22 protein-coding genes are annotated in these 25473 nt (G+C 41.1%); 9 read left to right on the forward strand and 13 right to left on the reverse strand.

Annotated elements, in window-relative coordinates:
• Positions 1 to 8: 8 nt before the first annotated feature.
• The 4 genes from rpsR to alr all read left to right on the forward strand — a co-directional run bounded on the left by rpsR (position 9) and on the right by alr (position 3492).
• The gene (gene rpsR / locus FTT77_RS10295) at positions 9 to 236 is read left to right on the forward strand and encodes a 30S ribosomal protein S18 (protein WP_004278792.1); all 228 of its coding nucleotides are present in this window, start codon (positions 9 to 11) and stop codon (positions 234 to 236) included.
• 9 nt (positions 237 to 245) lie between these two features.
• Positions 246 to 692: a 50S ribosomal protein L9 gene (gene rplI / locus FTT77_RS10300; protein WP_078188585.1), complete on the forward strand. Its 447-nt coding sequence runs from the start codon at positions 246 to 248 to the stop codon at positions 690 to 692.
• Between the two features lie 238 nt (positions 693 to 930).
• Positions 931 to 2370, forward strand: a complete 1440-nt coding sequence (gene dnaB / locus FTT77_RS10305; RefSeq protein ID WP_078188586.1) for a replicative DNA helicase — start codon at positions 931 to 933, stop codon at positions 2368 to 2370.
• Between the two features lie 48 nt (positions 2371 to 2418).
• The gene (gene alr, locus FTT77_RS10310; protein WP_180109238.1) at positions 2419 to 3492 is read left to right on the forward strand and encodes an alanine racemase; all 1074 of its coding nucleotides are present in this window, start codon (positions 2419 to 2421) and stop codon (positions 3490 to 3492) included.
• Positions 3493 to 3588: 96 nt separating this feature from the next.
• Here alr and FTT77_RS10315 read toward each other — a convergent pair whose 3' ends face one another.
• From FTT77_RS10315 to FTT77_RS10330, 4 genes are read right to left on the reverse strand one after another with little or no spacing between them, the layout of a single operon-like run.
• Positions 3589 to 4323 (reverse strand): proteasome-type protease, encoded by a 735-nt coding sequence (locus FTT77_RS10315; RefSeq protein WP_180109237.1) that lies wholly within the window; start codon positions 4321 to 4323, stop codon positions 3589 to 3591.
• Between the two features lie 17 nt (positions 4324 to 4340).
• Complete coding sequence (locus tag FTT77_RS10320) at positions 4341 to 5120, reverse strand: transglutaminase family protein (protein WP_180109236.1); 780 nt, start codon at positions 5118 to 5120, stop codon at positions 4341 to 4343.
• Positions 5117 to 5719: an alpha-E domain-containing protein gene (locus FTT77_RS10325; RefSeq protein WP_168377743.1), complete on the reverse strand. Its 603-nt coding sequence runs from the start codon at positions 5717 to 5719 to the stop codon at positions 5117 to 5119. Before FTT77_RS10325 ends, FTT77_RS10320 begins: the two co-directional genes overlap by 4 nt.
• 22 nt (positions 5720 to 5741) lie before the next feature.
• On the reverse strand, positions 5742 to 7289 hold the full coding sequence (locus tag FTT77_RS10330; RefSeq protein ID WP_180109235.1) for a circularly permuted type 2 ATP-grasp protein: 1548 nt from the start codon (positions 7287 to 7289) through the stop codon (positions 5742 to 5744).
• Between the two features lie 260 nt (positions 7290 to 7549).
• On the opposite strand from FTT77_RS10330, the gene FTT77_RS10335 reads away from it, so the two are divergent.
• Together FTT77_RS10335 and FTT77_RS10340 are read left to right on the forward strand one after the other, a co-directional pair.
• Positions 7550 to 8548, forward strand: coding sequence for a YafY family protein (locus FTT77_RS10335; protein ID WP_180007905.1), 999 nt, complete (start codon positions 7550 to 7552; stop codon positions 8546 to 8548).
• 840 nt (positions 8549 to 9388) lie between these two features.
• Positions 9389 to 11059, forward strand: a complete 1671-nt coding sequence (locus FTT77_RS10340; RefSeq protein WP_078188593.1) for an FMN-binding glutamate synthase family protein — start codon at positions 9389 to 9391, stop codon at positions 11057 to 11059.
• Between the two features lie 451 nt (positions 11060 to 11510).
• Here FTT77_RS10340 and FTT77_RS10345 read toward each other — a convergent pair whose 3' ends face one another.
• From FTT77_RS10345 to FTT77_RS10360, 4 genes are read right to left on the reverse strand one after another with little or no spacing between them, the layout of a single operon-like run.
• Complete coding sequence (locus tag FTT77_RS10345; RefSeq protein ID WP_180109234.1) at positions 11511 to 12554, reverse strand: alpha/beta hydrolase; 1044 nt, start codon at positions 12552 to 12554, stop codon at positions 11511 to 11513.
• Positions 12554 to 13693 (reverse strand): YdcF family protein, encoded by a 1140-nt coding sequence (locus FTT77_RS10350; RefSeq protein WP_180007902.1) that lies wholly within the window; start codon positions 13691 to 13693, stop codon positions 12554 to 12556. Before FTT77_RS10350 ends, FTT77_RS10345 begins: the two co-directional genes overlap by 1 nt.
• 22 nt (positions 13694 to 13715) lie before the next feature.
• Entirely contained in the window at positions 13716 to 14750 is a 1035-nt protein-coding gene (gene murB, locus FTT77_RS10355) for a UDP-N-acetylmuramate dehydrogenase (RefSeq protein ID WP_180022008.1), read from the reverse strand.
• Positions 14751 to 14759: 9 nt separating this feature from the next.
• Entirely contained in the window at positions 14760 to 15275 is a 516-nt protein-coding gene (locus FTT77_RS10360; protein ID WP_111884272.1) for a low molecular weight protein-tyrosine-phosphatase, read from the reverse strand.
• 118 nt (positions 15276 to 15393) lie between these two features.
• Between FTT77_RS10360 and FTT77_RS10365 the strand changes: the two genes are divergently transcribed.
• A complete protein-coding gene (locus tag FTT77_RS10365; RefSeq protein WP_180109233.1) occupies positions 15394 to 16554 on the forward strand; it encodes an iron-containing alcohol dehydrogenase in 1161 nt (386 codons plus the stop codon).
• A 36-nt stretch (positions 16555 to 16590) separates the two neighbouring features.
• Complete coding sequence (locus FTT77_RS10370) at positions 16591 to 17022, forward strand: thioesterase family protein (protein WP_180007898.1); 432 nt, start codon at positions 16591 to 16593, stop codon at positions 17020 to 17022.
• Between the two features lie 21 nt (positions 17023 to 17043).
• On the opposite strand, the gene dnaX is transcribed toward FTT77_RS10370, so the two are convergent.
• From dnaX to FTT77_RS10395, 5 genes are all read right to left on the reverse strand, one after another.
• Positions 17044 to 19263, reverse strand: coding sequence for a DNA polymerase III subunit gamma/tau (gene dnaX / locus FTT77_RS10375; protein WP_180007897.1), 2220 nt, complete (start codon positions 19261 to 19263; stop codon positions 17044 to 17046).
• A 134-nt stretch (positions 19264 to 19397) separates the two neighbouring features.
• Complete coding sequence (locus FTT77_RS10380) at positions 19398 to 19847, reverse strand: copper resistance protein NlpE N-terminal domain-containing protein (RefSeq protein WP_180007896.1); 450 nt, start codon at positions 19845 to 19847, stop codon at positions 19398 to 19400.
• 84 nt (positions 19848 to 19931) lie between these two features.
• Complete coding sequence (locus FTT77_RS10385; protein WP_180109232.1) at positions 19932 to 21218, reverse strand: serine hydrolase; 1287 nt, start codon at positions 21216 to 21218, stop codon at positions 19932 to 19934.
• Positions 21219 to 21293: 75 nt separating this feature from the next.
• A complete protein-coding gene (locus tag FTT77_RS10390; RefSeq protein WP_078188603.1) occupies positions 21294 to 22148 on the reverse strand; it encodes a MaoC/PaaZ C-terminal domain-containing protein in 855 nt (284 codons plus the stop codon).
• 133 nt (positions 22149 to 22281) lie between these two features.
• Positions 22282 to 23673, reverse strand: a complete 1392-nt coding sequence (locus tag FTT77_RS10395) for a 3-oxoacyl-ACP reductase (protein ID WP_180055166.1) — start codon at positions 23671 to 23673, stop codon at positions 22282 to 22284.
• A 241-nt stretch (positions 23674 to 23914) separates the two neighbouring features.
• Here FTT77_RS10395 and FTT77_RS10400 point away from each other — a divergent pair, with 241 nt between their 5' ends.
• Complete coding sequence (locus FTT77_RS10400) at positions 23915 to 25435, forward strand: acetyl-CoA C-acetyltransferase (RefSeq protein ID WP_180007893.1); 1521 nt, start codon at positions 23915 to 23917, stop codon at positions 25433 to 25435.
• Positions 25436 to 25473: the final 38 nt, after the last annotated feature.

The raw sequence follows: 25473 nt of genomic DNA on the forward strand, positions 1-25473 counted from the left end.
AACATAACATGGCACGTTTTTACCGTCGTCGCAAGTTCTGCCGCTTTACAGCTGAGAACGTTACGTACATCGACTACAAAGATATCGACACTTTAAAACAGTACATCACTGAAAACGGCAAGATTGTTCCTAGCCGTATTACAGGTACTAAAGCTCGTTACCAACGTCAATTAGCGCTTGCTATCAAACAAGCTCGCTACTTGTCTTTGATCCCTTACACTGACAATCATAAGTGAGGTTGAGCTGTGGATATTATCTTATTACAACGCATTAAAAACCTTGGTAAATTAGGCGATAAAGTTTCAGTTAAAGCTGGTTACGGCCGTAACTTCCTTATCCCTCAAGGTAAAGCAGTTGCTGCTACTGAAGCTAACACTGCTGCATTTGAAGCTCGTCGTGCTGAACTTGAGAAACAAGAAGCTGAGGTATTAGCTGCTGCTCAAGCACGTGCTGACCAATTGAACGAAGTTAACATCGTGATCACTGCTAAAGCTGGTGACGAAGGTAAACTATTCGGTTCTATCGGTACTCGTGACATCGCTGACGCGTTAACTAATGCTGGTCTTGTTGTAGACCGCGCAGAAGTTCGTTTACCAAATGGTGCGCTTCGCAACACTGGTGAATTCAACATCGCAATCCAATTGCATCATGATGTTGTTGCAGAAGTTCTAGTTACTATCGTAGCTGAGTAATTTCTTGCAAAGAAAAGAGCATGCTTACGCATGCTCTTTTTTTATCTGTAAAAAATAGTGCTCCAACTTTTTTATATTTTTAACTCTTCATTCAATTCAATGTATGACGAATTAATCGGAAATACTTGTTCGCATTTCTGTAGAAAACGCCTATCATTTCAGTTCAATGAAGAGTTGAAAAAACTGTAATTAGCACCCATTTCCATCACATTAAATGGTTTCAGCATCAGGGATTTTTATGTCACAGGCGAATGCCAGCAAGCCAAACTCTACGCCAACAGCAAAAACCACAGAACAAAGTTCGTTGAAAGAGTTTCGTACCCCACCCCATAACCTTGCGATTGAACAAGCTGTGCTTGCTGCACTGATGACCGTTGCAGAATCTTTTGAGCAAGTGGGTGATGTACTGACTGAAGCTGATTTTTATGCGACTCGTCATAAATATATTTTCCGTGCCATCGACCAGTTATCAAAAGATAGCTCACCTTATGATGCGGTCTTAGTCAATGACTGGCTAATTAAACAAAACTTGCTCGATGCTGCTGGTGGCGAAGAATATCTGATGCAACTGATGTCAGATTCACCTTCAAGTTTCTATAACCTTGAAACGTATGCTGCAAAAATTAAAGAGTTTTCCACTTTACGCAGCATGATTAAAGTCAGCTCAGAAATTTTACAAAATGCCTATGACACCAAAGGTCGCACAGTTAGTGAAATTTTAGACTTAGCTGAAACCAATATTTTCTCTATTGCTGAACAACACAATAACAACGCCAAAGCCCAAGGGCCGAAAGCGATTAACTCAGTTGTTGCTAGTGTTTTTGATAAGTTAAATGAACTATCACAAACGGAAGGCAGTATTACCGGTTTAACCACTGGCTTCGTTGAACTCGATAATAAAACTTCAGGTATGCAAGCAGGCGATTTGATTATTGTGGCGGCCCGTCCATCGATGGGTAAAACTACTTTTGCCATGAACTTGGTTGAAAGTGTGCTGTTTAATAACAACCTGCCCGCTCTAGTTTACTCTATGGAGATGCCCGCTGACTCGATTGCCATGCGTTTGATATCCTCGTTCGGTCGTGTACACCAAGGGCATTTACGTGCAGGTAAAATGGATGCTGATGAATGGTCAAAAGTCACCAGCACCATTGTGCATCTCCAAGAAAAGAATTTGTATATCGATGATTCGTCTGCACTACCTCCAACGGAAGTACGTGCCCGTGCGCGCCGAATTGCCAAAATGCACGGCGGTAAACTCGGCTGTATCATGGTCGATTATTTGCAGCTTATGAAAGTACCCGGTATGGGCGATAACCGTGTTGGCGAGATCTCGGAAATTTCCCGAAGCTTAAAGGCACTGGCTAAAGAAATGCACTGCCCTGTGATTGCACTGTCTCAGTTGAACCGATCACTGGAAAACCGTCCCAATAAACGCCCAGTGATGTCCGACTTACGTGAATCGGGTGCGATCGAGCAGGATGCCGATTTGATCATGTTTATTTACCGCGACGAGGTTTATAACAAAGAGTCTAAAGAAGCTGGTACTGCAGAAATTATTATTGGTAAACAGCGTAACGGTCCTATTGGTACTGTGCGTCTTGCCTTCGAAGGTCAATACACCAAATTTAGTAACCTCTCCCCTGAGTTTTATGCTCAGTATGATGATGAAGAGTAAAGACTCTTTATCATCCATTAATTCATCGACCCTGTAGGAGTATTTAGGGTGCGCCAAGCTACAGTTTATATTGATCAACAAGCACTTCAATATAATTTAAACCGTGTCAAACAACTTGCCCCAACCGCTAAAATTGTAAGCATGGTGAAAGCCAATGCTTATGGACATGGAGTTAAAGACTGCTTAGCAGCCTTAAAAGACAGTGATGCCTTCGGTGTTGCCTGCCTAGAAGAAGCCTTAGAAATTCGCGAACTGGGTTATGAACAACCCATTACTTTAATTGAAGGCATTTTCTCAGATGATGAAATGCAAATTATCATCGATAAAAAAATTGAATGTGTGGTGCATCATCAGCAACAACTAGATTGGTTACGTGCACATAAGGATGCCTATATTGCTCAAGGTCTGAAAGTTTGGGTCAAACTCAACAGCGGTATGAACCGTTTAGGTTTTAAAGTGCCTGAAATTATTGATGTCATCAATGCTTTAAAGGCGGAAGGTTTTACTTGCGTACTGGCGATGCACTTTGCCAATGCAGACGCAGAAAATCATCCTTTAAATGACCAACAACGTGAACAATTCTTACACGTAAAAGAAGCTTGTGCGCCAATCATGGGTTCGTGCTGTAACTCGGCTGCGATTTTCAAATGGCCAGAACTGAATTTTGATTTTGTTCGCCCAGGCATCATGCTATATGGCGCGACACCTTTCTCAGACCGTTCTGTAGAAGCATTAGATCTTAAACCGGTGATGACCTTTACCGCTGAAGTGATTGCTTTAAATAGCATTCAAGCTGGTGAATCTGTGGGTTATGGATCGACTTTCGTTGCAGAACAAGAAATGAATCTTGCGATTGTGTCGATTGGTTATGGTGACGGTTATCCACGTGCCTTCCCTAAACAAAACTATGTATCCATCCATGGACAGAAAACGCGTGTGATTGGCCGTGTTGCCATGGATATGATTGCGATTGATATCACCGGTATGCATGCACCGATAGGCACTGAAGTTGAGCTTTGGGGCAAAGATCGTCTGGTTGATGACGTTGCAGAAGCGAACGGAACCATTGGCTATGAATTATTATGCCGTATGAGCGCGCGCCCTGTACGTAAATTAGCTTAATTACGCCAAATCAAAAAGCCCAGATCAAATCTGGGCTTTTTTTTATCTCGCTTTTTTTATTCACTTTTTAAATTGATCGATTTGTTGATCAAATGGTTATTGAAAATAGTCAGCTGTTGGTTTTGCCAATTCAATCAAACCCTGACGCAATGCCTCTGACCAGCCTTTACTGATCATGGTGAAATATGGGTCTTCTTCATAAATGCGCTTACCATTTGGTATTTCTAAACTGTCCTTTTTATAAACCAAAGCATCTAAAGGCATACCTACAGATACATTTGAGCGTATCGTTGAATCAAAAGAAATTAAGCTACAACGCATTGCTTCATCGAGTGGCATATCGTAACGCAAAGTTCGGTCGAGTATCGGCTTGCCATATTTGCTTTCACCAATTTGAAAATATGGGGTATCCGGTGTCGCACAAATAAAGTTGCCTTGCGGATAGATGTTATATAACTGCATATCTGCACTGCCAATTTGACCGCCTACCAATAAACTACAGTAATAATTACTTTGTTCTAAAGTATCTGATGTGACATCTGAGATGACTTTTTTTAAGGTATGCCCGACCAATTCAGCCACTTCGAACATCGTATTTACACTATATAAATTCGGCTCTTGTTTGACCTCTAGTTGATTGTGTAAATGCCCGATGACTGCTTGTGTTGTGGCTAAATTTCCAGAGGTTTGGATGGTAATAAATCGCTCACCCGCAATACCAAAGGTATAAAGTTTACGAAAAACTGAAATATGGTCAACACCTGCATTTGTCCGTGTATCACTAATAAATACCATGCCATCTTTTAACCGTAATGCACAACAATAGGTCATTTTTTTCCCTCAAATGATTAACAACTCAGCACTTGTACAATTGAGCTCATAGACTCAATACCACCTTTATCACGAACGCCTCGAACTGGAGCTACATCCCAGTAGTCCCGCCCAATCGCGACATAAATATGTGATTGTGGTGTAAATAGCTGATTACTGACATCAAAACAATACCATTTATTTTCGATATACACTTCTACCCAAGCGTGACTGGCAAGGTGGCTACTATTCGGCACAAATAAATACCCAGAAATATAACGTGCAGGAATACCCAAATAGCGACACATTGCGATCATGACATGGCTATGATCCTGACATACCCCTTGCTGGTGATGAAAAGCATCAATCGCTGAAGTATGTACCGATGTTTGATTCGATACATAGGGAATATGCGCCAATATCGCTTCAGCCAAACGAATCAGATTGGCACGATTGATACGAGGGACATAGCAATCGGCAAAACTTTTCATGTGAATATCGTACTGCGTACTCGGCGTTGGCTGTAAAAACAATTTCGGGTTTAAATCATCCGCATTTGAATCTGTTGAGCTCAAATTCATCTCTACGATGCCCTGCGCCATAATGGTCATTTGCAGATAAGGTTCGCGCTGCGTTGTGGTCAACCACACATTACCAAAAGTATCCAATTGCATATCACGCTGCCCCGGCACACTCACATCCCAATTTTGCACCTGTTGGTGTGCATTGGTGGACGGGGTCATTTTGATATATTGAATGCTTCTGTTTACCACATCAGTGTAAACATAATGGGTCTGATGGTTGATCATGAGCCTCATACAGCCACCTCAAACATATTTTGGATATGATCACTGAAATGGTAGAAGTTTTGGCTATTCGGCTGCTGTTTAAGTGCCAACCATGCCTCTTGCACGCTTTCCCATCCAAACTGAACCAAAGCCATGACAATATGTTCAATCTTCGCTAGGGTGTGTTGAATGTCCTGCTGCATGCGTAACTGGCGATCAAGCTGCTCTATGGCTTGTCCTAAACTAAAAAATAAAAATACATCTTCAGATTCGGACTCTAAAACATCTTGGCAATCTGTTACCACGTCACAGATATAACCTGGGTTATCACTCGCATTACGAATTAAACGGCTGAGTTCTGCATAACTTTTTGCTGAAAGTACACCCCTTAAGTCCTGAATATTACTTTGCGCATATTGAAATTGGCTGGAAAATGACGCCGGCTGCTCCGCATTTAAAACTAACTCATTCATTGAGTCGGCATCAAATGCTGGCAAACAAAAAGCATGTGCATAGTTCAATGCCGTATCAACATCTTGAAAAGGGAAAATACTGCATAAATATTGAGTACGTGCTAAATAACGCCCCAACCAAAAAATATGTTCTGCATTACTGTTTAATAAAATCATGTTTTGCTCCTTCACTGGAGTGCTATGAGCGTAAATCGTCTACTACCCACGTATCTTTAATGCCGCCGCCTTGAGAAGAATTCACTACCAATGAACCTGCTTGCATCGCGACACGAGTTAAGCCACCTGGTACAATTTCAGTTCGATATGGTGAACTCAGTACAAATGGGCGTAAATCGATATGGCGTTCCGAAACACCCGCCTCACTTAGGGTTGGGCTGACAGATAAATTTAAAGTCGGCTGTGCAATATATAAATGTGGTGCTGCGGCCACTTTATCTTTAAAGCTATTTAATTCTTGTAAAGAGGCTTGCGGACCGATCAGCATGCCGTAACCACCTGAACCCTGCGCTTCTTTGACCACCAATTTTTCGATATTCGAGAGCACATAATCCAATTCGTTCTGCTCACGACATTGATAGGTCGGCACATTTTTCAGGATCGCTTGTTCGCCTAAATAGAAATGAATCATTTTATCCACATATGGATAAATCGATTTATCATCTGCTACGCCTGTTCCCGGTGCATTTGCAATGACCACATTATGTTGCATATACGCTGACATGAGCCCTGCTACGCCCAAAGTACTGTCAGGTTTGAAACATAATGGATCGAGAAAAGCATCATCCACACGACGATAAATTACATCAACCTGTTGTCGGCCTTTAATGGTTTTCACATAAACCTTATCGTTTTCTACATAAAGGTCACGCGATGTCACTAAGGGTACATCCATCTCCCTTGCCAAAAAGGCATGTTCATAATACGCACTGTTAAAACGCCCTGGGGTTAAAACCACGATAAACGGGTTATCGACGTAGGCATTTTCTGCAAGAATTTCACGTAAAAGCTGCGGATACTGCTCAATCCCCATGATGTTGCTTTGCTGGCAAAGTTCAGGCATCAGTTTTTGACTGATCTTACGGCTTTCTAGCATATACGACACACCAGACGGTGTTCTAAGATTATCCTCAAGGACGTAAAATTCGCCTGATTGATCTCGGATGATATCAATGCCACTGATTTGGCTATAAATTTTACCTTTTAGCCCATGCATATACATTTGTGGCAAATAGGCTTCATGGGTTAAGACTTGCAGTTCAGGAATAATTCCTGCTTTTAAAATATCTTGTTGATGATAGACATCATGTAAAAACAGATTGAGTGCTTTCACGCGCTGTGCGCAGCCTAGAGATAAATTATTCCATTCCTTTCGTGCAATCACACGCGGAATAAGATCATAAGGTATGGTGCGTTCAATGCCCTCATCTTCGCCATACACTGTAAAAGTAATGCCTTCATAGAGAAAATGTTGTTTTGCAACCTGATTTAGTTGCTTCAATTCATCAAGCGTATGCTGTGATAACCACTGCTCTATCCGTTGGCATGATTCATTAGCTACCGTTTTGCTGTCGCGCATTTCATTAAAAAAATCCGAATTGAATTGATTAAACAGCGCATATCCTCGAGCAAGTGGTAAAGTTTTTAATGTAGAGACAGAAGTATTAACCAACTTTGCCTCATAACCCTCAATTCCATTTGAAGTTGTATTACGATTTTCTTTCAGCATAGCAACTCCATGTTTTTGTCATGTTTTGTAAATCAGATAAAGCAATATATATGCCATCAATACATATGCTGCTTCTCTTTGATTATTTATGCATCATTTTTGCAAAGTGGTACAGCATGTAACTGCTCAAGTTGTGTCAAATTGCGTTATTAAAATCATCTTAGTTTTTTCAGATGAAGACTTGCTTAACGCAGGAAGATTTCTTATTGTGTCCCACAGCATCATTTTATTCATTTAAGTCCAAGTTCAAGCACTAGATTATGTCTTCACAAGAAAAAGAAACGTCGAACAGCCTCTATCGTCAGTGGCAAATTCTTTCACGACTGTCCACAGGTAAGTGGATGGGTACGCGTGAATTACAAGAAATACTGAACCGTGAAGGCATTGATATCAGCCTACGCACCATTCAGCGTGACTTAAATCAAATTTCTCTGCGTTTCCCAATTGAGAGTAGTAAAACAACTCCACAAGGCTGGCGTTGGCGTTCTGATGCACCGATTCAAAGCTTGCCACATATGACCAGCTCGCAGGCGGTCACCTTTATGATGGTTGAGGAGCACCTAAAACATTTGCTTCCACCAAGCTTAATTGAAGAAATGAATCCTTGGTTTGACCTCGCACGTCGAAGTCTGTCGTCGCAAAATAATGTCCGTCAGTGGATTAACCGCGTGCGAATCGTGCCAGCAACTCAGCCATTGATTCCTCCTGTAGTTGAAAAAGCCGCACAACAATCAATTTATGAAGGCTTACTACAAGACAAACAACTTGAATGTCTGTATCAAGGTCGTGGACAACAAAGCGAAGAAAAGACCTATATTTTAAATCCACTCGCTTTGGTCCAAAAAGGTGCAATTATCTATTTGGTTTGCACACGTCATGACAAAACAGACATCCAGACCTTTGCTTTACATCGTTTTAAATCTGCTACGGTCTTAAATTCACGTGCATTACACCCTGTCGATTTTGATATCGATGCCTATATTGACTCTGGAGCGCTTGGCTTCCGTGTGGACTTCAATAAGCCGACTGAAATGATTCAGCTCAAATTAACCATGTCGGAATCAGAAGCAGTTTATTTTGAAGAAAGTCAGCTAAGTAAAGATCAAGTGATTCAAAAAACCGAAGATGGCTGGGTTGAAGTTAGCGCAACAGTACCATTTACCTCTCAGTTAACTTGGTGGCTACGTAGTTTTGGTAAAAAGATTCAGAAAATTGAACCTGAAGAAGTCGCTGTCGTTGTACAACAACGCAATGACTAAACTGATCTAAGGTTTTCTGCTACCTTAAATACTAACTAATGTTACGCACATAAAAGTAATTTCGCATTTTAAAAATGATTTTTAAGTCTATTCAACGGAGTCTTACATCTAGGGCTTAAATAAAGGAATTAGCCTTCGGCTGGAGGTACTTTTGTTTCGGCAAAAGTACCCAAAACCATTGTCATCCGCAAAACTCGTTCACTAACGTCTACTTATTCAAAGTATCGCAAAAACATTTTTAAATAAATGTAGTCCTGTCTCAAACACTTGCGGATGACCTTACCGCGTATCATTCTTTTATTTGAGGTGACAACTTCTAACGCATAATGAATATCTAGTACATTATTTATGCTTAGATTTTCCCTTAAAATATCAACACATAAAAAAGTCCCAACGCTGGGACTGGATAATTTCTTAGAATATTTTTGTAATTTTAGTCGGTTAGGTCAAAGGAACTACAGCATAAGTATCTGCTGAATACCTTATGCCATAGCGCTAATTTCTCATGGCTATAATCAATTACTGACATAGGCAGGCTAGGTCGGCATTATTATAACGAATAGATTTCATAGTCATATTCAGCACCTCGTGTTTAGAAAGTAAAATCACTTTAACCTCCATTTTACGTACTGTGAAATAACAAGAACCGCGCTGCTTTTCACAAATTTTCTTAAAGAAGATTCCTGCTTTTCTTATCTGATTTGGCTTTAAATGAAAAATTCATCCAACTTCAATGTTGTTTTTTATAAATGCTACACTGAATCAACAAATTAAAGCTTGAGCATTGTGCATAAACTCGGCAAATTATGAGCAAATGAGCTGAATAAGATTTTTCAAAATATGGCCAGTCCAGCGCAAACTATTCGCCACAAGCTACTAAATACTTTTTTTTCTCGGCATTCCATTTGGTTTGCTTGTATTTTTATCTTCCTACTCATTTCGAGTTTTCATTTAGGTTATTCCCCTCGTTATATTCAATATTTTATTCCACAAACCTTATTGAATAGTATCTGGGTCATTACTGGGCTTTTAAGCTTATTGGGTTTGTATGACGTCATACAAAACAAACATTCGATTTTAAAAAATTACCCTATCATGGGGCACTTTCGTTTTCTATTTGAAGAATTTCGACCTGAAATTCGCCAATATTTTATTGAATCTGATCAAGATGCACTGCCCTTTTCTCGTATGCAACGTAGCTTGGTCTATCAACGCGCAAAAAACCAAAATGCAGATAAACCATTTGGTTCAATTGTTGATGTTTACCAAAATGATTACCGCTTTATTAATCACTCCTTGTCACCTTGCATTCCTGCCATTCCTGAAACATTCCGTATTAACATTGGCAATGAACAATGCAAGCAACCGTATAGCGCATCGATATTAAACATTTCTGCGATGAGCTTTGGTAGCTTAAGTGCCAATGCCATTCGTGCCTTAAACTTAGGCGCAAAAATGGGTAATTTCTACCATGACACCGGTGAAGGCAGTATTAGTCCTTATCACTTGGAAAATGGTGGCGACATTGTTTGGGAACTCGGTAGTGGTTACTTTGGCTGCCGTACGATTGATGGTCAATTCGACCCTGTACGTTTTGCTGAACAAGCCAAGCACCCTCAAGTCAAAATGATTGAGATCAAATTATCTCAAGGTGCAAAACCAGGCCATGGTGGCATTTTACCTAAAGACAAAATTTCCGAAGAGATTGCTCAAATCCGTGGTGTAAGCCGTGAACATGACTGTATCTCTCCATCTAGCCATCCTGCCTTTAGCACCCCTATTGAAATGATGCAATTTATTCAGCAATTGCGCGAACTGTCAGAAGGCAAACCTGTGGGTTTTAAACTGTGTATCGGGCAACCATGGCAATTTATGAGTATCGTAAAAGCTATGTTACATACAGGGATTACACCCGATTTTATCGTGGTAGATGGTTCTGAAGGTGGGACTGGCGCAGCACCGATTGAATTGATTGATAATATGGGTACACCCCTGCGTGAAGGCCTACTCTTTGTTAATAACACCCTGATTGGTGCAGGCTTACGTTCAAAAATTAAAGTCGGTGCCAGTGGTAAAATTATTAGTGCTTTTGATATTGCCAGTACCATGGCAATTGGTGCAGATTGGGTCAACTCAGCTCGTGGCTTTATGTTTGCAGTTGGGTGTATTCAAGCTCAAAGCTGTCATACCAACCAATGTCCAGTTGGCGTTGCGACACAAGACAAAGACCGTCAAAAAGCCATCCATGTTCCGACCAAAGCAGAACGTGTTTTTAATTTCCACAAAAATACCTTGCATGGCTTATCTGAACTTATTGCCTCAGCAGGTTTACAACATCCATCAGATATCCGTGCGCACCATCTAGCGCAGCGGATTAATAACCGTGAAATTAAAAACTATGCACAGCTACATTTTTGGTTAAAAGATGGGGAGCTGCTCAGTTGTGAAAATAAAGATGAAGAAAACTTCTATTTCCGTATGTGGAATATGGCCCATCTAGAAAAGTTCTGATTCCTCCACCCAAAAAAAAGAGGCGACTACGCCTCTTTTTTTCGTCTAGATCCATCACACTGATTAAGGTAAGCTGTGCTCAATCGTCAATTAGTAACTGATGTTACGCGCGTAAAAGTAAATACGCATTTTTTAAAATAATTTTTAAGCCTATTCGACGGAGTCTTACATCTAGGGCTTAAATAAAGGGATTAGCCTTCGGCTGGAGGTACTCTTACGAAACGTTGTTTCTCATTTGGTAAAATGAGAAGCGTGCTTCGCAAGGAAATCATCTTGCGGTGCAATGCACCTCACCCGCAAAACTCGTTCACTAGCGTCAAATTATTCAAAGTATTGCAAAAACATTTTTGATTAGGAGTAGTCCAGTCTCAAACACTTGCGGATGACCTTCCCGCGTATCGTACTTTTATTTAAATCAAATTACGCTCCTGATGTTAGTGCGTAACATCAGTTAGTAATAAGACTTACTGTTGGATTGAGCATGCAAGAATGCCGGGATCAAACCTGTTAATGCAGCACGAATATCGGCACGTTCATTAATCAGCTGATGTGAACCTTCTTCAAGCATGAGAAGCGTCTGTAAACGGAATTTACGACGTATAAACTCAATGTTATAACGCCAATCCACCGTCTGATCCTGTGCACCTTGGGCTAACCACACTGGAATACGACACGCAGGTCGTTCTTCCATTTCCTGCATCCATTTTGACATGGCCAAAATCCAGTCCATGCCCATCATTCGAGGTTGTAGAGGATCTTTTAAACGTACAAAACGTAAAAACTCAGGGTTGTGATTATTCCGTCTAAAATGACGGGGCACTTCACGTTTAATACGACGAATAATGCCTAATCCAACCGAGTTATGCCACCATGCCGTTTTTGCAGGGCGAATCAGCGGAGATAATAATAAAACCCGTTCGACATAAGGGTTTTTGCGATGTTCAGCAAAATCTAACAGATGATGCAGCCAAATCGCACCACCCGTACTCTGCCCAATCCCTAACCATGGGGTTGGTAGTTGAGCTGCATGTTTCACATAACGATATACCGCTTCCAAAACTTGTTGGTAATGGTCAAAGTTTTGAATACTGGCTGGCGAGCCATTGCTTAGACCATGCCCCGGTAAATCATAGGTCAAAACACTAAAACCTTGATCTAAGAGCTCACGAATAATCGGCTGATATATTCCACTATGCTCTAAATAACCATGTAATAAAAATACAGTGCCTTTAATGACATCTGTTTCAGCCTTTAGTTTCGGTTGAAACACTTGTACATGTAGTTTGAACAAAGGCATTTCTACATAGCCTTGCCAATGTTCGCAGTTCAAGGCATCTAAACCATAAAGTCGTCTATAAGACTGTATTTCAACACTAGGCTCAAAAGGTCGATTTAAATTTAGAGGTTCTAATACTTGTGGGGTTAATTCTCGACTTGGAATAGGAAGATCTAATTGTTTAAGGATTGAAGGATTAAGAAATGGGATATCTGACATTATGGGACCTCCCGACAGTCACTTGAGCCAAACCAAACGTCACGTAAGGTGGCTAATAATTCATAATTGGCACGACGACTATGGTCATAATTTTTTTCACTTGGTCGCCATGTGGTTAATGTCGTTGGCATAGGTGCAACAACAGGAATGGTTTCAATACCATTTAATGCAAATAAACGCCGTGTTCGAGGCATATGATATTGGTCGGTGATTAAAATAACCGTCGGTGCGCCGCCTTTTTTCTGTAAAAGTAACGAACTAAAGCGTGAATTTTCGCAAGTATTCATACTCCGGTTTTCAAGCAATTTCGCATCGACATCATATTGCTTTAACCAAGCTTGCATATACGGTGCTTCCACACCACTCAGTACAATCGGTAGCTTATGTGTGCGTTCGACATCGAGTGTTTTTTCCAGTCGAAGTCGTGTGTAGTCATTCACCACGATATCTTTATCATTTTTATCTAAAGTTAAGCCACCACCTAACACCACGATCGCATACGGATCTGCGGTTGGTTTCTTCAGGGTTTTATCTTTCATTTTGGCTAGATCAAGATAGGTTTCATCATCGATCGGTTCCGCTTCTGAAGCAGCTTGTTCAATTTCATGAGTTTTTAAGAACTCTGTATATTGCGTCATGAGTCCTTTATTTTCCGCACTATTGAGTTCGAGCAGCTCTTTCATTTTTTGAGCAGGATTTTCCGCCATTGCTTCAGAGGATGCCGCCTCGGATGCAGAAGGATTCAGCAAAGGAACTTTCGGTATGTCCTTTTGATTATCACTTATTTCTTTTTCATGTTCTTCTTCAATGAGCTGCTGTAAAGCCTTATAACGCGCTTGTATAAGGGTCAAGTCTTGAGGCTCATCGGACTGTATGGTTTGCTCCATGAGTTGTAAATACGCTTGGCGTGCAATCCATAAATCTGAGCCCGGCTCATAGTTATCATCATCACTCAAAGCACCGAGTTTTTGACTTTGCGCTGCGAGCTGATTGACTTCTACAGGAACGAAATAATTTAAACTTTTAACAATTAATTTAGAATAAAACGGCGTATAGATAAAAATCATCAGACAGCCCAAAAGTACAAATAGCACTGCGGCAATTTGTACTAAGCGAACCATCCAATGTGTTTTATGCATAAATCTAAAACCTATGTTTTTATTAATCTGCGTGAGATCGAATCAAGCCATTTGTATCAAATAATACAGGCTCTGGATGTAGTTCAATATTAAATTTTTCAAAAACATCATGTTGTACAGCTTTGTAAGTTGTACGCACATCTTGCAGCGTGGCGTCTTGGTAATTGACCAATACCAAAGCTTGCTTATGAAACATTCCCACTGAACCCACAGATTTCCCTTTCCAACCCGCTTGGTCAATCAACCAGCCCGCTGCCAGTTTTACCGCATTATTCGGTTGTGGGTAATGGGGTAAATTTGGAAATTGCAGCGCAATTTGGTCAAAGGCTTGCTGGCTAATCACAGGATTTTTAAAGAAACTTCCGACATTTGGAAATTCTTTCGGATCTGGAAGTTTGGTTTGACGGATATGAATGACTTGTTGTTGTAGGTTTTCTGCACTTAAGTCTTCGCCTACCGCCTGCTTTAAATCACCATAATTTAATTTTAAATCGGCATGTTTTAAAAGTTTAAAAGTCACATGCGTAATAATAAAACGCTCTGGCTCATCTTTAAAAATACTATGGCGATATGAAAAATGACAATCGGCAGCGCTAATACTACTTTGCTGTTCTGTTACTCGGTCATAGACCTGCACAGATTCAATAAATTCACCCGCCTCAACACCATAAGCTCCAATATTTTGCACAGGTGAAGCACCGACTAAACCAGGTATCAGTGCCAAATTTTGTAAGCCATAAAACTGGTGTGTCGTCGTCCAAAGTACAAAGTCATGCCACACTTGCCCTGCACCCACTTTTAAAGTTTGAGTTGCGGCATCGTCTTGTACATATTCAATACCTTGAATATCCATGTGCATCACCAAAGCATGTATTTGCTCAGGCAACAGCATATTACTGCCTCCTGAAAGTACCAATACATTTAATTGCTCAGCTTTGGCAAAGTCGAGCGCTGCTTGGATATCTTCTACCGATTGAACACGTACATAATGAGATGCTACAGCATCGAGGCTTAATGTATTAAATGGCTTAAGCTGAACCTGTGTTTGAATTTGCATTCTTAAACCTTAATTTTTTTGCTGTGCTTGTAACTGAGTTTTTAAATAATTGACCCAAGCCTGACTGCTAGATTCGCATTGATCTAATACATGTTCAAACCCTGCATCACCACCATAGTACGGATCTGGTACTTCTTGTTGCGGATATTGGTGATCATGTTGACTCATCAAAGACACTTGTGCACGTAGTTGACCGAATTGTTGCTGCGCCTTTTGCATGAGGTTTTGAATATTGTCTAAATTTTCGTAGTCCATGGCCAAAATCAAATCAAATTCAATAAAATCATGAACCGTTAACTGACGTGCGCGTAATGCAGATAAGTTATAGCCTCGTAATTTTGCATGCTGTTGGCTACGAAGATCAGGCGCTTTGCCCGGATGATAATTGCTCGTACCCGCAGAGTCGACGTGAATATTGAGTTGCGCTTCATCACAAAAATGTCTGAGAACCACTTCAGCCGTAGGTGAACGGCAAATATTTCCTAAGCAAACACACAACACCTTATATGGCGTGCTGGATGACATAACAACCTCAAGACTACTTTTATTTCAAGCGTCTTATGTTAAGTTATTTACAGGATGAATCCTATATCAACACTCAAGAATAATGTTTATTTGGATATAAAAAATTAGGGATAAGCCAATGAGTCAATTTCAGTTTCAAACCGTCAGCAATATTATTTCAGGCTTAGGCTCTATTTCCCAACTGAGAGAGGTCCTAGGCGACTTTCAAGCCAAACGTGTCATGCTTGTGACCGACCCCGGTATGTTGCAACAACAATTACATTTACCCATTTTGGATATTTTAGAAAGTATCCATCAAGACTATGTAATTTATTCCAGTATTCAAGCTGACCCTGCAGAACATATAGTTTTGGATGCAGTTCAATTTGCCAAGAATGAAAAAGTAGATTTGATTATTGGTTTTGGCGGTGGCAGTTCAATGGATGTGGCTAAAATTATTGCGATTTTGGCTCATCCTAAGCAAACACAGCAGATCAGTGATTTATATGGTGTAGCTAATGCAAAACGACCACGCTTGCCACTCATTTTGATTCCGACAACGGCAGGGACCGGCTCTGAAGTCACACCAATCTCTATCGTCACTACAGGTGAAACCACCAAAACAGGTATCGTCTCCCCTGTACTGTATGCCGATGTCTGTATCCTCGATGCGAACTTTACATTAAATCTTCCCGCACACATTACCGCAGCAACCGGTATCGATGCCATGGTGCATGCCATTGAAGCCTATACGTCAAAAATTAAAAAAAATCCGTATGCGGATATGCTCGCCAAACAAGCTTTGCGTTTATTAAATAAAAACTTAGCACTGGTTTTACAAGATGGACATAACCTCGAAGCGCGTCAGCACATGCTAGTCGGTTCAATGCTTGCAGGTCAGGCCTTTGCTAATGCACCTGTTGCAGCGGTGCATGCACTCGCCTATCCACTCGGTGGACACTTTCATCTATCGCATGGTCATACCAATGCACTGGTTCTAGCCGAGGTGTTAAAGTTTAATGCACCTCAGGCCAAGCAGCATTATGCAGAACTCATGAGTTGGCTAGATCCATACAGTACGGGCTGTACCGATGGTTTATGTGATTTATTTATTGATCATATGCAAAATCATTTAGATCAGAGCGGTTTGGTGCTAAAACTCAGCCAACTGAATGTGCCTGAAAATATGCTCAATCGTTTAGCAGAAGACGCATTATTACAAACACGACTATTACAAAATAATCCGCGAGAACTGCAGTTTGAAGATGCACGCCAGATTTACCAATCAATTTATGCCTAAAGTTCACTCATTTTTGAAATAAAGAAAATACCAACGATGAAACCTGAAACTAAACGCCGCCAAAACTATCGATTTTTATTTCCAATCCAAACGCGTTGGGCAGACAACGATATGTATGGCCACGTCAATAATGTCACCTATTACAGCTATTTTGATACCGCTGCAAATGCGCTCTTGATTCAACATGCCGGTTTTGATTTGCGAAATACCCCGATCATTGGTTTAGTGGTCGATTCAGCCTGCAGCTTTTTACAAGAACTGTCCTATCCTGAAATCATTGAAGTTGGGGTTTCGATTGAAAAAATTGGCAATTCTTCACTGCGTTATGACTTAGCCATTTTTAAACAAGGACAAAATGAGGCTGCTGCCCAAGGACATTTCGTACATGTGTTTGTCGACCGCCAAACACGAAAAAGCACCTCGATACCCGATGATATGCGATATGCTTTAACTCAGTTTTTACTTTAATTTTTATATCCAGCTTAAAACTTATTTGAGCTGGATATTTTGCAACTCACCATCAAAGCTTTTGAGTAAGTCTTTCACAACAGGCTCTGCATGTAATAACTCATTTGCACGTGCAAACGCTTTTTCTTTGCGGACATGCTGTAAAGCATACGGTGTGGTTTCTTCGACATCTTCAAAGCTGATATGGAAACGACATTTTGACCATTGTGCATGAATGGCTTGTTCCAATACATGCTGTAATTGAGTCACTAAAGCTTCGTATCGCTTTGGAATATGGAAAGTCGATTCACCGTCAATCGTACCGCGCATAATGCCATGCTGCGCCAACTCTTGTACCGCAGGTGAAAGTTGACTATTTCGGAACCAATACTCCCACTTTTCGACCGTCCACTCACCTTCAAGGGTTTGAGGCTGTAAAGTCAAAATATCTTGTGGCATCAAGGGAGAAGATGAACCCGTTTGAACAACATCCGAAGAAACGGAACTTTGCGTAACTTGTGGTGATGCTAGATCAAAACCATTGTCGCCTTGAGCACCCGAAACTGATTCATTCACCACATGTTGTGGTTCAATGGCATTTATCAAATGTGGCTGAGCTGTTTCAGGCTCTACACTTTTTGACTCTAAAGCTGTTGGTTCTAAAGGTGCAATATCTTCAAAATTTATAGCGCTCACATCAACTTCTTCAGTTTCAGTACTCGGCGTCGGATCTAAATCAAATAATGTATCTTCTGCCACGGCATCCATAACAAGCGTGTCATTTTGCTGTGTCGATACAGACTCAACCGGTGCAACCTCTTGCGTATCTAGAGTGCCATTTGCTGTAGATGCTGTAGAAGTTTGGCTTATTGCGTCTTCTTCAGGATCATCTAAAAAATCATCAGATGAAGGTTCGTCGGCTGCAGGTGCAGAAACATAGCCATCATCGTCATCATAATGTGAATCATCAAAATCATCGAAAGCTGGCGATGTGTCTACAGCGGGTACAGCTTCAGGCTGCTCAACAGTGGCAACCTGTGCAGCAGACTCAACAACGGTATTGGGTTGCTGCAAAGACTGTGTTTGAGTCGGCTGAACTGTTTCGGCCTGATTTTGAGCAAGCTGTGGCTGTGCGGCTGACTCTTGCTGTACGGCAGAGACCAACATTTCGTTTGGCTGTAATGGTCGGAATGCTAATAGACGCAGCACACACATCTCAAAACCTTGCTCTTGCGTGACTGCCAACTGCAAGTCTGCCCGACCTTTGCATGCGACTTGATAATACAACTGCAAATCTTGAGCTGAAATCAACTGCGACAATTGCATAATTTTTTGATTGATCTCAGCGCTATATTTCAACGCTAAGTCTGGCAAGTATTGTAATAATGCCAGTTCATGTAACGTTGAAATCAACTGATCTAATACCAGCGAAACATCCAACGCTTGTTGACGGAATTGCATGAGTAAAGCACTCACGCGTTCACGCTGATTTTGATGAATGGCTAAAATCAAATCATAAATGATCGTACGGTCAATTAGGCCCAACATGTCTTTAACATCTTGGTGCTGAATTGAACCCTGACCATAGGCAATCGCCTGATCAGTTAGTGACAATGCATCACGCAGTGAACCTTGAGCCGATTCAGCAATTTGCCAAATCGCATCTTGCTCCGCTTGAATTTGTTCTTTTTGTAAGATATCTGTCAAATGCGATGTGATTTCATCCACCGCTAAAGGACGCAAAGTAAATTGCAGACAACGTGAAATTACAGTAATCGGTAATTTTTGTGGATCTGTAGTAGCAAATAAGAACTTCACATGCTCTGGCGGTTCTTCTAGAGTCTTTAATAACGCATTAAATGAATGCGTAGAGAGCATATGCACTTCATCGATTAGATAAACCTTGAAGCGACCTTGGGTTGGAGCATAAGGAACGTTGTCGAGAAGTTCTCGAGTATCTTCAACTTTGGTCCGTGATGCAGCATCGATTTCAATTAAATCAATAAAACGGCCTTCATTTACTGCTTTACACGTTGGGCAGACTTCACACGGCGTTGATGTTACACCCGTTTCACAGTTCAGACATTTTGCCAAAATACGGGCAATGGTGGTTTTACCCACGCCACGAGTACCTGTAAATAAATACGCATGATGTAACCGACCACGCTCTAAGGCACTGGTAAGTGCGCGTGACACATGGTTTTGCCCCACGAGTTCAATGAAATTTCGTGGACGGTATTTTCGTGCAAGTACTTGATACATGTATGCTCCTTTTTACAGGTGTAAGCATACTGTTTTTTTGTCTAATAGTGAAATAAATGGCAGAGTTTGGACAACAAAAATCCGATCTTGAGCTATCACAATGATCAGGCAAATTTAATATAAATTACGAATGCTTAAACTGCTTTATTTAAAAGGAAATCACTCTGCATTTGATAGCGTTTCGCCGTCTGGTCTTCCCGAATTTCAAGTAATTGCTGATCCAAATCTACATACAATAGATTGCGCGTTTGCACATTCATAAGTTCTAGCTGCTGCTTTGATTCATCTTTAAAACGAATTACACCTTTTAGCACTTCTACTTCGTTATGACCACTTAGACTTTCACGAGTAAGTGTATAGGTTTGGTCTTCATGTAGCTCAAGAGCCACAGCCATACCGGGACAATCTTCACAACGAGAAAGACAGCCCATACACGGCGTTGTACCTTTAAAATCACCCACCCATGCAGCTTGCTGTTTTTCGGCAGTAATCGCTTCTATCTCTTTTGCTTTCGTTGGAGTTGAATCCTGACAACCCAACATTGCCGACGTTGCGACTAAGGGAATCAAAACAACTTTTTTCATAGGGATATCACAGCAGTCTAAAACAGCGAGGGAAAATAGCATATTTTTCACATTTCCCCAATTTCTGTTCTATCCCGAAGTATCTTAAAGCCAGCCCTTGCGTCCTTTAAGTGCTTTGTCTGCACAGCGTAGCGTTTCTTGAGTTAAGCCCCATAAGCGATAATCGCCGGTAATTGAACCCGTCGCAAAGTTATGTGTATAAGCAAAACTTAAATCACGCTGCGGATCACACCAGGCCCCAGAACCATTAAAACCAATATGTCCAAAACCTTCACTAGATTTACCTAAAGTTAAAATTCGATGATATCCCAAACGCCAATTCATCGGTAAAGGCATAATACGATCACGTTTTTTATATTGAATTTTACTTAAAGATTCAAAAACTTGTGGTGTGATTAAGGTCTGTCCTCGCCACTGGCCATGATTGGCTAGCATTGCATAGATTTTCGCTAAACTATTAGCACTAAATACGCCTGTTGCCGCAGGAATAATGGCTTGCAAACCCTCATCACTAAAAAATGAAAACTTGCGCATTCCTTTTGGAATCATACCATCTTGAAAGTCTTGCAAATTTTGTCCTGAAATTTGCAGGAGCTGATCAAAGATTGACGGTTTTCGTGTCTCGGTCTTTTTTTTCGTTGTCTGCGCTTGGGTATTTTCTTGAACAGAAGCATCTATAGTGCGTTCTTCTTTTTTCTTTTTCGGAATCAAGCGTGCAACCTTACCAAGTTGATGCTCTGGTACGCCAAAAAAAGCATGATCCAATGCTAAAGGCTCAACCAAATAGTGTTGCATCAGTTCAGTAAGCGGTCGACCTGTGGCCTTTTCAAGTACACCACCTACTTGCCAGCCGAAGGTTAACGGTTGATATGCCGCATCAGTTGTCGGCCCAAAACGTGGTTTAGCTTGTTCAATGACGTTGAGCATATGCGGCCAATCTGCCATTTCGGATGCTGTTTCAATGATATTACGGATATCGTATAAACCACTTTGATGACTCAGTATGTGCCTTAATGTGATATCCGACTTACCATTTTGAGCAAACTCCGGCCAATATGTTGCAACGGGAGTATCGTAATCAAGAAAGCCTTCGCTCACTAAAATATGTGCTAGCGTTGCAAGTACGCCTTTACCCGTGGAATAACAGACCGAGGGGGTATTGGACTTCCAAGCTTCTTCGGCTGATTTTTTACCGGTCCAAATATCCACAACTTTTTGACCTTTAAAATACACCACTAAAACAGCTCCGCCTAAGTGGGTTCGAGCATCCTGCATCCGGCTAAATTGCACCGCCAAATCCTGAAACGCCTCGTCGACTGTACCTTGATAATTATTCTTTTGTGCAAATAGATATTCTTTGAGCGCCTGCATCATCATTCCTTTGAATATGAATCGCTTGAGATTAAAACAAAAAAGCCTAAACCGATATCGATTTAGGCTTAAGTCTTAAAGTGCCTTTACACTTCCCGCTACATGCGGCTTTTTGTTCTTACTATTTCGAATGGCAAACTCTGTATCTTTACCTGTTTGCGCAGTTAGGAACTCAACTTGTGATGGGAGATACATCGGCAGTTTAAACCATACATCTGCTTCATACGCATCTGGCAAAGTTAAGCTCGACAAAGCTTTGGCTTTACTCCACATACCATGTGCAATGGCTTGTTTAAAACCAAACGCTTTAGCGGTTACAGCATGAATATGAATCAAGTTAAAGTCACCAGAAGTCAACGCATAACGGCGACCGGTATTTTCAGAAACATTCCATTCAGCTTGAACTTGCAACTCAGCTGACTTTGTTTCGGTAGATTTTGCCGCAGCTTTGTTCTCGGTTTTTTGACGTGCTAAATACGTGGTTAATGATTCTACAACCACTTCATCGCCCACTTTTGCAGTGGTAATAAAGTCAAATTGCACGCCTTTATCATGTGGCTGTAATTCACCAAATTTGCATGACAATGACAGTGTTTCATTTACACCAACTTTGCGATATTGCTTCACTTGGTTACGAATATGTACCAAACCTAAGATCGCAAAAGGAAAAGCTTCCGTGGTCATCATATGCATTTGCAAACTTTGAGAAAGCACAGCCAAATAAATCGCTGGGATATAACCATTGTTTTTAAAGCCACACACTTCGTTATAGGCTTTTAAATGCTTTTGATCAACCTTAAATGAATCCACCACATATTCAACTTGCGGCAGCACTTTTTCAGCTTTAGGCTTTTTAAAAATCAAGCCTTGAATCACTTTTGGATAGGCTAAATAAGGTTTTGGAAGTTGACTAAAATGGCGAGTATTCATACTAAACCTTTGGAAGTTTTATCTTTATAAAGTTCCCTTCCTTTTAAAGAAGGATATTTTAAATCCCCCTCATCCCCCTTTGATAAAGGGGGACTTCTCCTCTCTTTTTCAAAGGGAGGTCGGGAGGGATTAATTAAGCCCCTAACAAGCTTTGACCACACACACGTACCACGTTACCGTTCAAGCCTGTCGATGCCGTTGAAGCAAACATCGCAATCGTTTCAGCAACGTCTACAGGTAAACCACCTTGACTCATCGAGTTCATACGACGACCTGCTTCACGGATTGCAAATGGAATCGCAGCAGTCATTTGCGTTTCAATGAAGCCTGGAGCAACAGCATTAATGGTTACGCCATTTTTCAATAATGGAGCAGTAAATTTAACCACACCAACAACACCTGCTTTAGAAGCAGCATAATTGGTTTGACCTAAGTTACCTGCGATACCTGAAATAGAAGATACGCACACAATACGACCATTTGCATTGAAGCCATCATTTTCAAGAAGGTAATCATTTACACGCTCAATCGCAGACAAGTTAATGTTAATCACCAAGTCCCAAAGCTCAGGTTTCATATTGGCCAAAGTTTTGTCACGGGTAATCCCTGCATTGTGCACGATGATATCCAAACCACCTTGAGCAGCTGCAGCCGCTTTGATTTTTTCACCGGCATCGTTTGCAGTAATATCAATCGCGAGCGTAGAACCGCCAATTTCACCTGCAACACGGTCAAGATCTGCTTGCTGCTGTGGAACGTCTAAACAAATCACATGCGCGCCATCACGTGACAATACATGTGCAATTGCTTCACCAATACCACGGCTTGCACCTGTTACTACAGCTGTTTTGCCTGCAAGCGGTTTATTCCAGTCAACATCCACAACATCTGCTTTAGATACACGAATCACCTGACCCGATACATAAGCTGAACGTGGTGAAATCACAAAACGTAATGCAGATTCTAAGTTTGCTTCAGCACCTTCATCCACATAAACTAATTGTGCTGCAATCCCTTTCTTAAACTCTTTACCCACTGATTTTACAAAACCTTCTAATGCACGTTGTGCAATGGCTTGTTTCACAGTTTTCGCAGTCTCTGGTGTTGTACCAACAACGACAACGCGACCAGACGCCTGAATTTGACGTGCGATTGGGTTAAAAAAGGCATATAAGGCATGCAATTGTTCTGAGTTTTGAATACCTGAAGCATCAAACACCACAACTTTAAACTTAGACTCTTTATCGCCTTCGTTGAATGCGCTTAAGTTTAGACCTGATTTTGCCGCAGCTTGCTGTAGTTCCGCATTATTGCCTGCATAGCTATTGGCATGAATATTTGCCAAGACTTGTGCAATAGCACCAGATAATGTTGAAGCAGGCGCTGCACCGAATAAAACCGCACCTTTAACTACAGGTGTTGCAGACTCAAAACGCTCTAAAAAAGTCGGTGATGGTAAACCTAAATTTTTGATGACAAATTTACCAATAGGAGATTTTGCAAATGTTTGGTATTGATCAGTCATGTTTATTATCTCTCATACAGATTAATTTTTGATGGATCTGAAGATATCCCTTTAACTTCAAGATGATGTCAGATACTTATATTTCAATAGTTCCATCAGTTTCCATGGAATCATACTTGAGTTAAACCGCAGATGGCTTGACCTGAATGCTTTAGCGAATGTCATTTTAGTCAATTTACCCCTTTGGTGAATATGCTAATGTAGCCGTCAAGAAGATCATCAACATGCTTGGAAAAGCCTTATGAGCAAAACAACTCAAGAAAATCCAGCAGTCGAAAGTCCGACTACGGAAACTGTGTCAAATACATCAAAGAGTACGCCACGTACCGCTAAAAGTACGGGCACAGCAACCAAGTCTACAAGTGATGTCGCTAAAACGAGCCGTCCTCGTCGTGCATCTACACGTACTAAGACACCCGCTTCAAACCCTAAAACAGCTTTAAAATCAACAACTCAAACGTCTGTTCAACAGGATAATACCATGAGTCAAAACACAGTTCGCCGCGTTGCTATTATCGGTGGTAATCGTATTCCTTTCGCTCGTTCTAACGGCGCTTACTTCACTGCATCGAACAGCGATATGTTCACAGCTGCATTAAATGGTCTTGTTGAACGCTTCAACCTTCAAGGTCAACGCCTTGGTGAAGTTGTTGCTGGCGCTGTGTTAAAACATAGTCGTGACTTTAACATGACCCGTGAGTGTGTACTCAATACCGAACTTGCTCCTGAAACACCTGCTTACGATATTCAACAAGCATGTGGTACAGGTTTACAAGCAGCTTTCTTGGTTGCTAATAAAATCGCATTGGGTCAAATCGAAGTGGGTGTTGCTGGTGGTGTAGACACAACCTCTGATGCACCGATCGCTTTTGGTGATGGTTTACGTAAAGCACTACTTGAACTGAACATCGCAAAAACAGGTAAAGATCGCCTTAAAGCATTAACTAAAATTAATGTAAAAGACTTGATGGATGCGCCGAAAAACGGTGAGCCACGTACAGGTCTTTCTATGGGTGATCATCAAGCAATTACGACACTTGAATGGGGTATCTCTCGTGAAGCGCAAGATGAACTTGCTGCATCTTCACATCAAAAAATGGCAGCTGCTTACGAAGAAGGTTTCTTTGATGACCTTATTACGCCATTCCTTGGTTTAGAGCGTGACAACAACTTACGTGCAGACTCATCAGTAGAAAAACTTGCGAAGTTAAAACCAGCGTTTGGTAAAGGCGATGCGCGTACCATGACCGCGGGTAACTCGACTCCACTAACTGATGGTGCGTCATGTGTCCTTCTTGCCTCTGAAGAATGGGCAAAAGCAAACGGTCACGAAGTGCTTGCTTATTTAACTTTCCAAGAAACTGCGGCAGTTGACTTTGTAGAGAAAAAAGAAGGCTTATTGATGGCGCCTGCTTATGCAGTGCCTCGTATGCTTGAACGTGCAGGTATTACGCTACAAGATTTCGATTACTATGAAATTCATGAAGCATTTGCATCTCAAGTATTGTCTACACTGAAAGCATGGGAAGATCCTAAATTCTGTAAAGAACGTTTAGGCTTAGATGCACCATTGGGTTCAATTGATCGTTCTAAATTGAACGTGAAAGGTTCATCTCTTGCTGCAGGTCACCCATTTGCTGCAACTGGCGGTCGTATTATCGCAACTGCTGCAAAATTGCTGAACCAAAAAGGTTCAGGTCGCGTTCTTGTTTCGATCTGTGCTGCAGGTGGTCAAGGTGTGACAGCAATTATTGAAAAATAATCCTTTATGCTTTAAAGCAAAAAACCGCTCTTATGAGC

The organism is Acinetobacter sp. YH01010, from assembly GCF_013420775.1.
In the GTDB taxonomy this organism is placed as follows: Bacteria; Pseudomonadota; Gammaproteobacteria; order Pseudomonadales; family Moraxellaceae; genus Acinetobacter; species Acinetobacter amyesii.

What these genes read in the sequence shown, in the direction of transcription:
- rpsR (WP_004278792.1), top strand. Translation starts at nt 9, where the DNA reads ATGGCACGTTTTTACCGTCGTCGCAAGTTCTGCCGCTTTACAGCTGAG.
- dnaB (WP_078188586.1), top strand. Translation starts at nt 931, where the DNA reads ATGTCACAGGCGAATGCCAGCAAGCCAAACTCTACGCCAACAGCAAAA.
- FTT77_RS10315 (WP_180109237.1), bottom strand. Translation starts at nt 4,323, where the DNA reads ATGACCTATTGTTGTGCATTACGGTTAAAAGATGGCATGGTATTTATT.
- FTT77_RS10320 (WP_180109236.1), bottom strand. Translation starts at nt 5,120, where the DNA reads ATGAGGCTCATGATCAACCATCAGACCCATTATGTTTACACTGATGTG.
- FTT77_RS10325 (WP_168377743.1), bottom strand. Translation starts at nt 5,719, where the DNA reads ATGATTTTATTAAACAGTAATGCAGAACATATTTTTTGGTTGGGGCGT.
- FTT77_RS10330 (WP_180109235.1), bottom strand. Translation starts at nt 7,289, where the DNA reads ATGCTGAAAGAAAATCGTAATACAACTTCAAATGGAATTGAGGGTTAT.
- FTT77_RS10335 (WP_180007905.1), top strand. Translation starts at nt 7,550, where the DNA reads ATGTCTTCACAAGAAAAAGAAACGTCGAACAGCCTCTATCGTCAGTGG.
- FTT77_RS10340 (WP_078188593.1), top strand. Translation starts at nt 9,389, where the DNA reads ATGGCCAGTCCAGCGCAAACTATTCGCCACAAGCTACTAAATACTTTT.
- FTT77_RS10345 (WP_180109234.1), bottom strand. Translation starts at nt 12,554, where the DNA reads ATGTCAGATATCCCATTTCTTAATCCTTCAATCCTTAAACAATTAGAT.
- FTT77_RS10350 (WP_180007902.1), bottom strand. Translation starts at nt 13,693, where the DNA reads ATGCATAAAACACATTGGATGGTTCGCTTAGTACAAATTGCCGCAGTG.
- murB (WP_180022008.1), bottom strand. Translation starts at nt 14,750, where the DNA reads ATGCAAATTCAAACACAGGTTCAGCTTAAGCCATTTAATACATTAAGC.
- FTT77_RS10360 (WP_111884272.1), bottom strand. Translation starts at nt 15,275, where the DNA reads ATGTCATCCAGCACGCCATATAAGGTGTTGTGTGTTTGCTTAGGAAAT.
- FTT77_RS10365 (WP_180109233.1), top strand. Translation starts at nt 15,394, where the DNA reads ATGAGTCAATTTCAGTTTCAAACCGTCAGCAATATTATTTCAGGCTTA.
- FTT77_RS10370 (WP_180007898.1), top strand. Translation starts at nt 16,591, where the DNA reads ATGAAACCTGAAACTAAACGCCGCCAAAACTATCGATTTTTATTTCCA.
- dnaX (WP_180007897.1), bottom strand. Translation starts at nt 19,263, where the DNA reads ATGTATCAAGTACTTGCACGAAAATACCGTCCACGAAATTTCATTGAA.
- FTT77_RS10380 (WP_180007896.1), bottom strand. Translation starts at nt 19,847, where the DNA reads ATGAAAAAAGTTGTTTTGATTCCCTTAGTCGCAACGTCGGCAATGTTG.
- FTT77_RS10385 (WP_180109232.1), bottom strand. Translation starts at nt 21,218, where the DNA reads ATGCAGGCGCTCAAAGAATATCTATTTGCACAAAAGAATAATTATCAA.
- FTT77_RS10390 (WP_078188603.1), bottom strand. Translation starts at nt 22,148, where the DNA reads ATGAATACTCGCCATTTTAGTCAACTTCCAAAACCTTATTTAGCCTAT.
- FTT77_RS10395 (WP_180055166.1), bottom strand. Translation starts at nt 23,673, where the DNA reads ATGACTGATCAATACCAAACATTTGCAAAATCTCCTATTGGTAAATTT.
- FTT77_RS10400 (WP_180007893.1), top strand. Translation starts at nt 23,915, where the DNA reads ATGAGCAAAACAACTCAAGAAAATCCAGCAGTCGAAAGTCCGACTACG.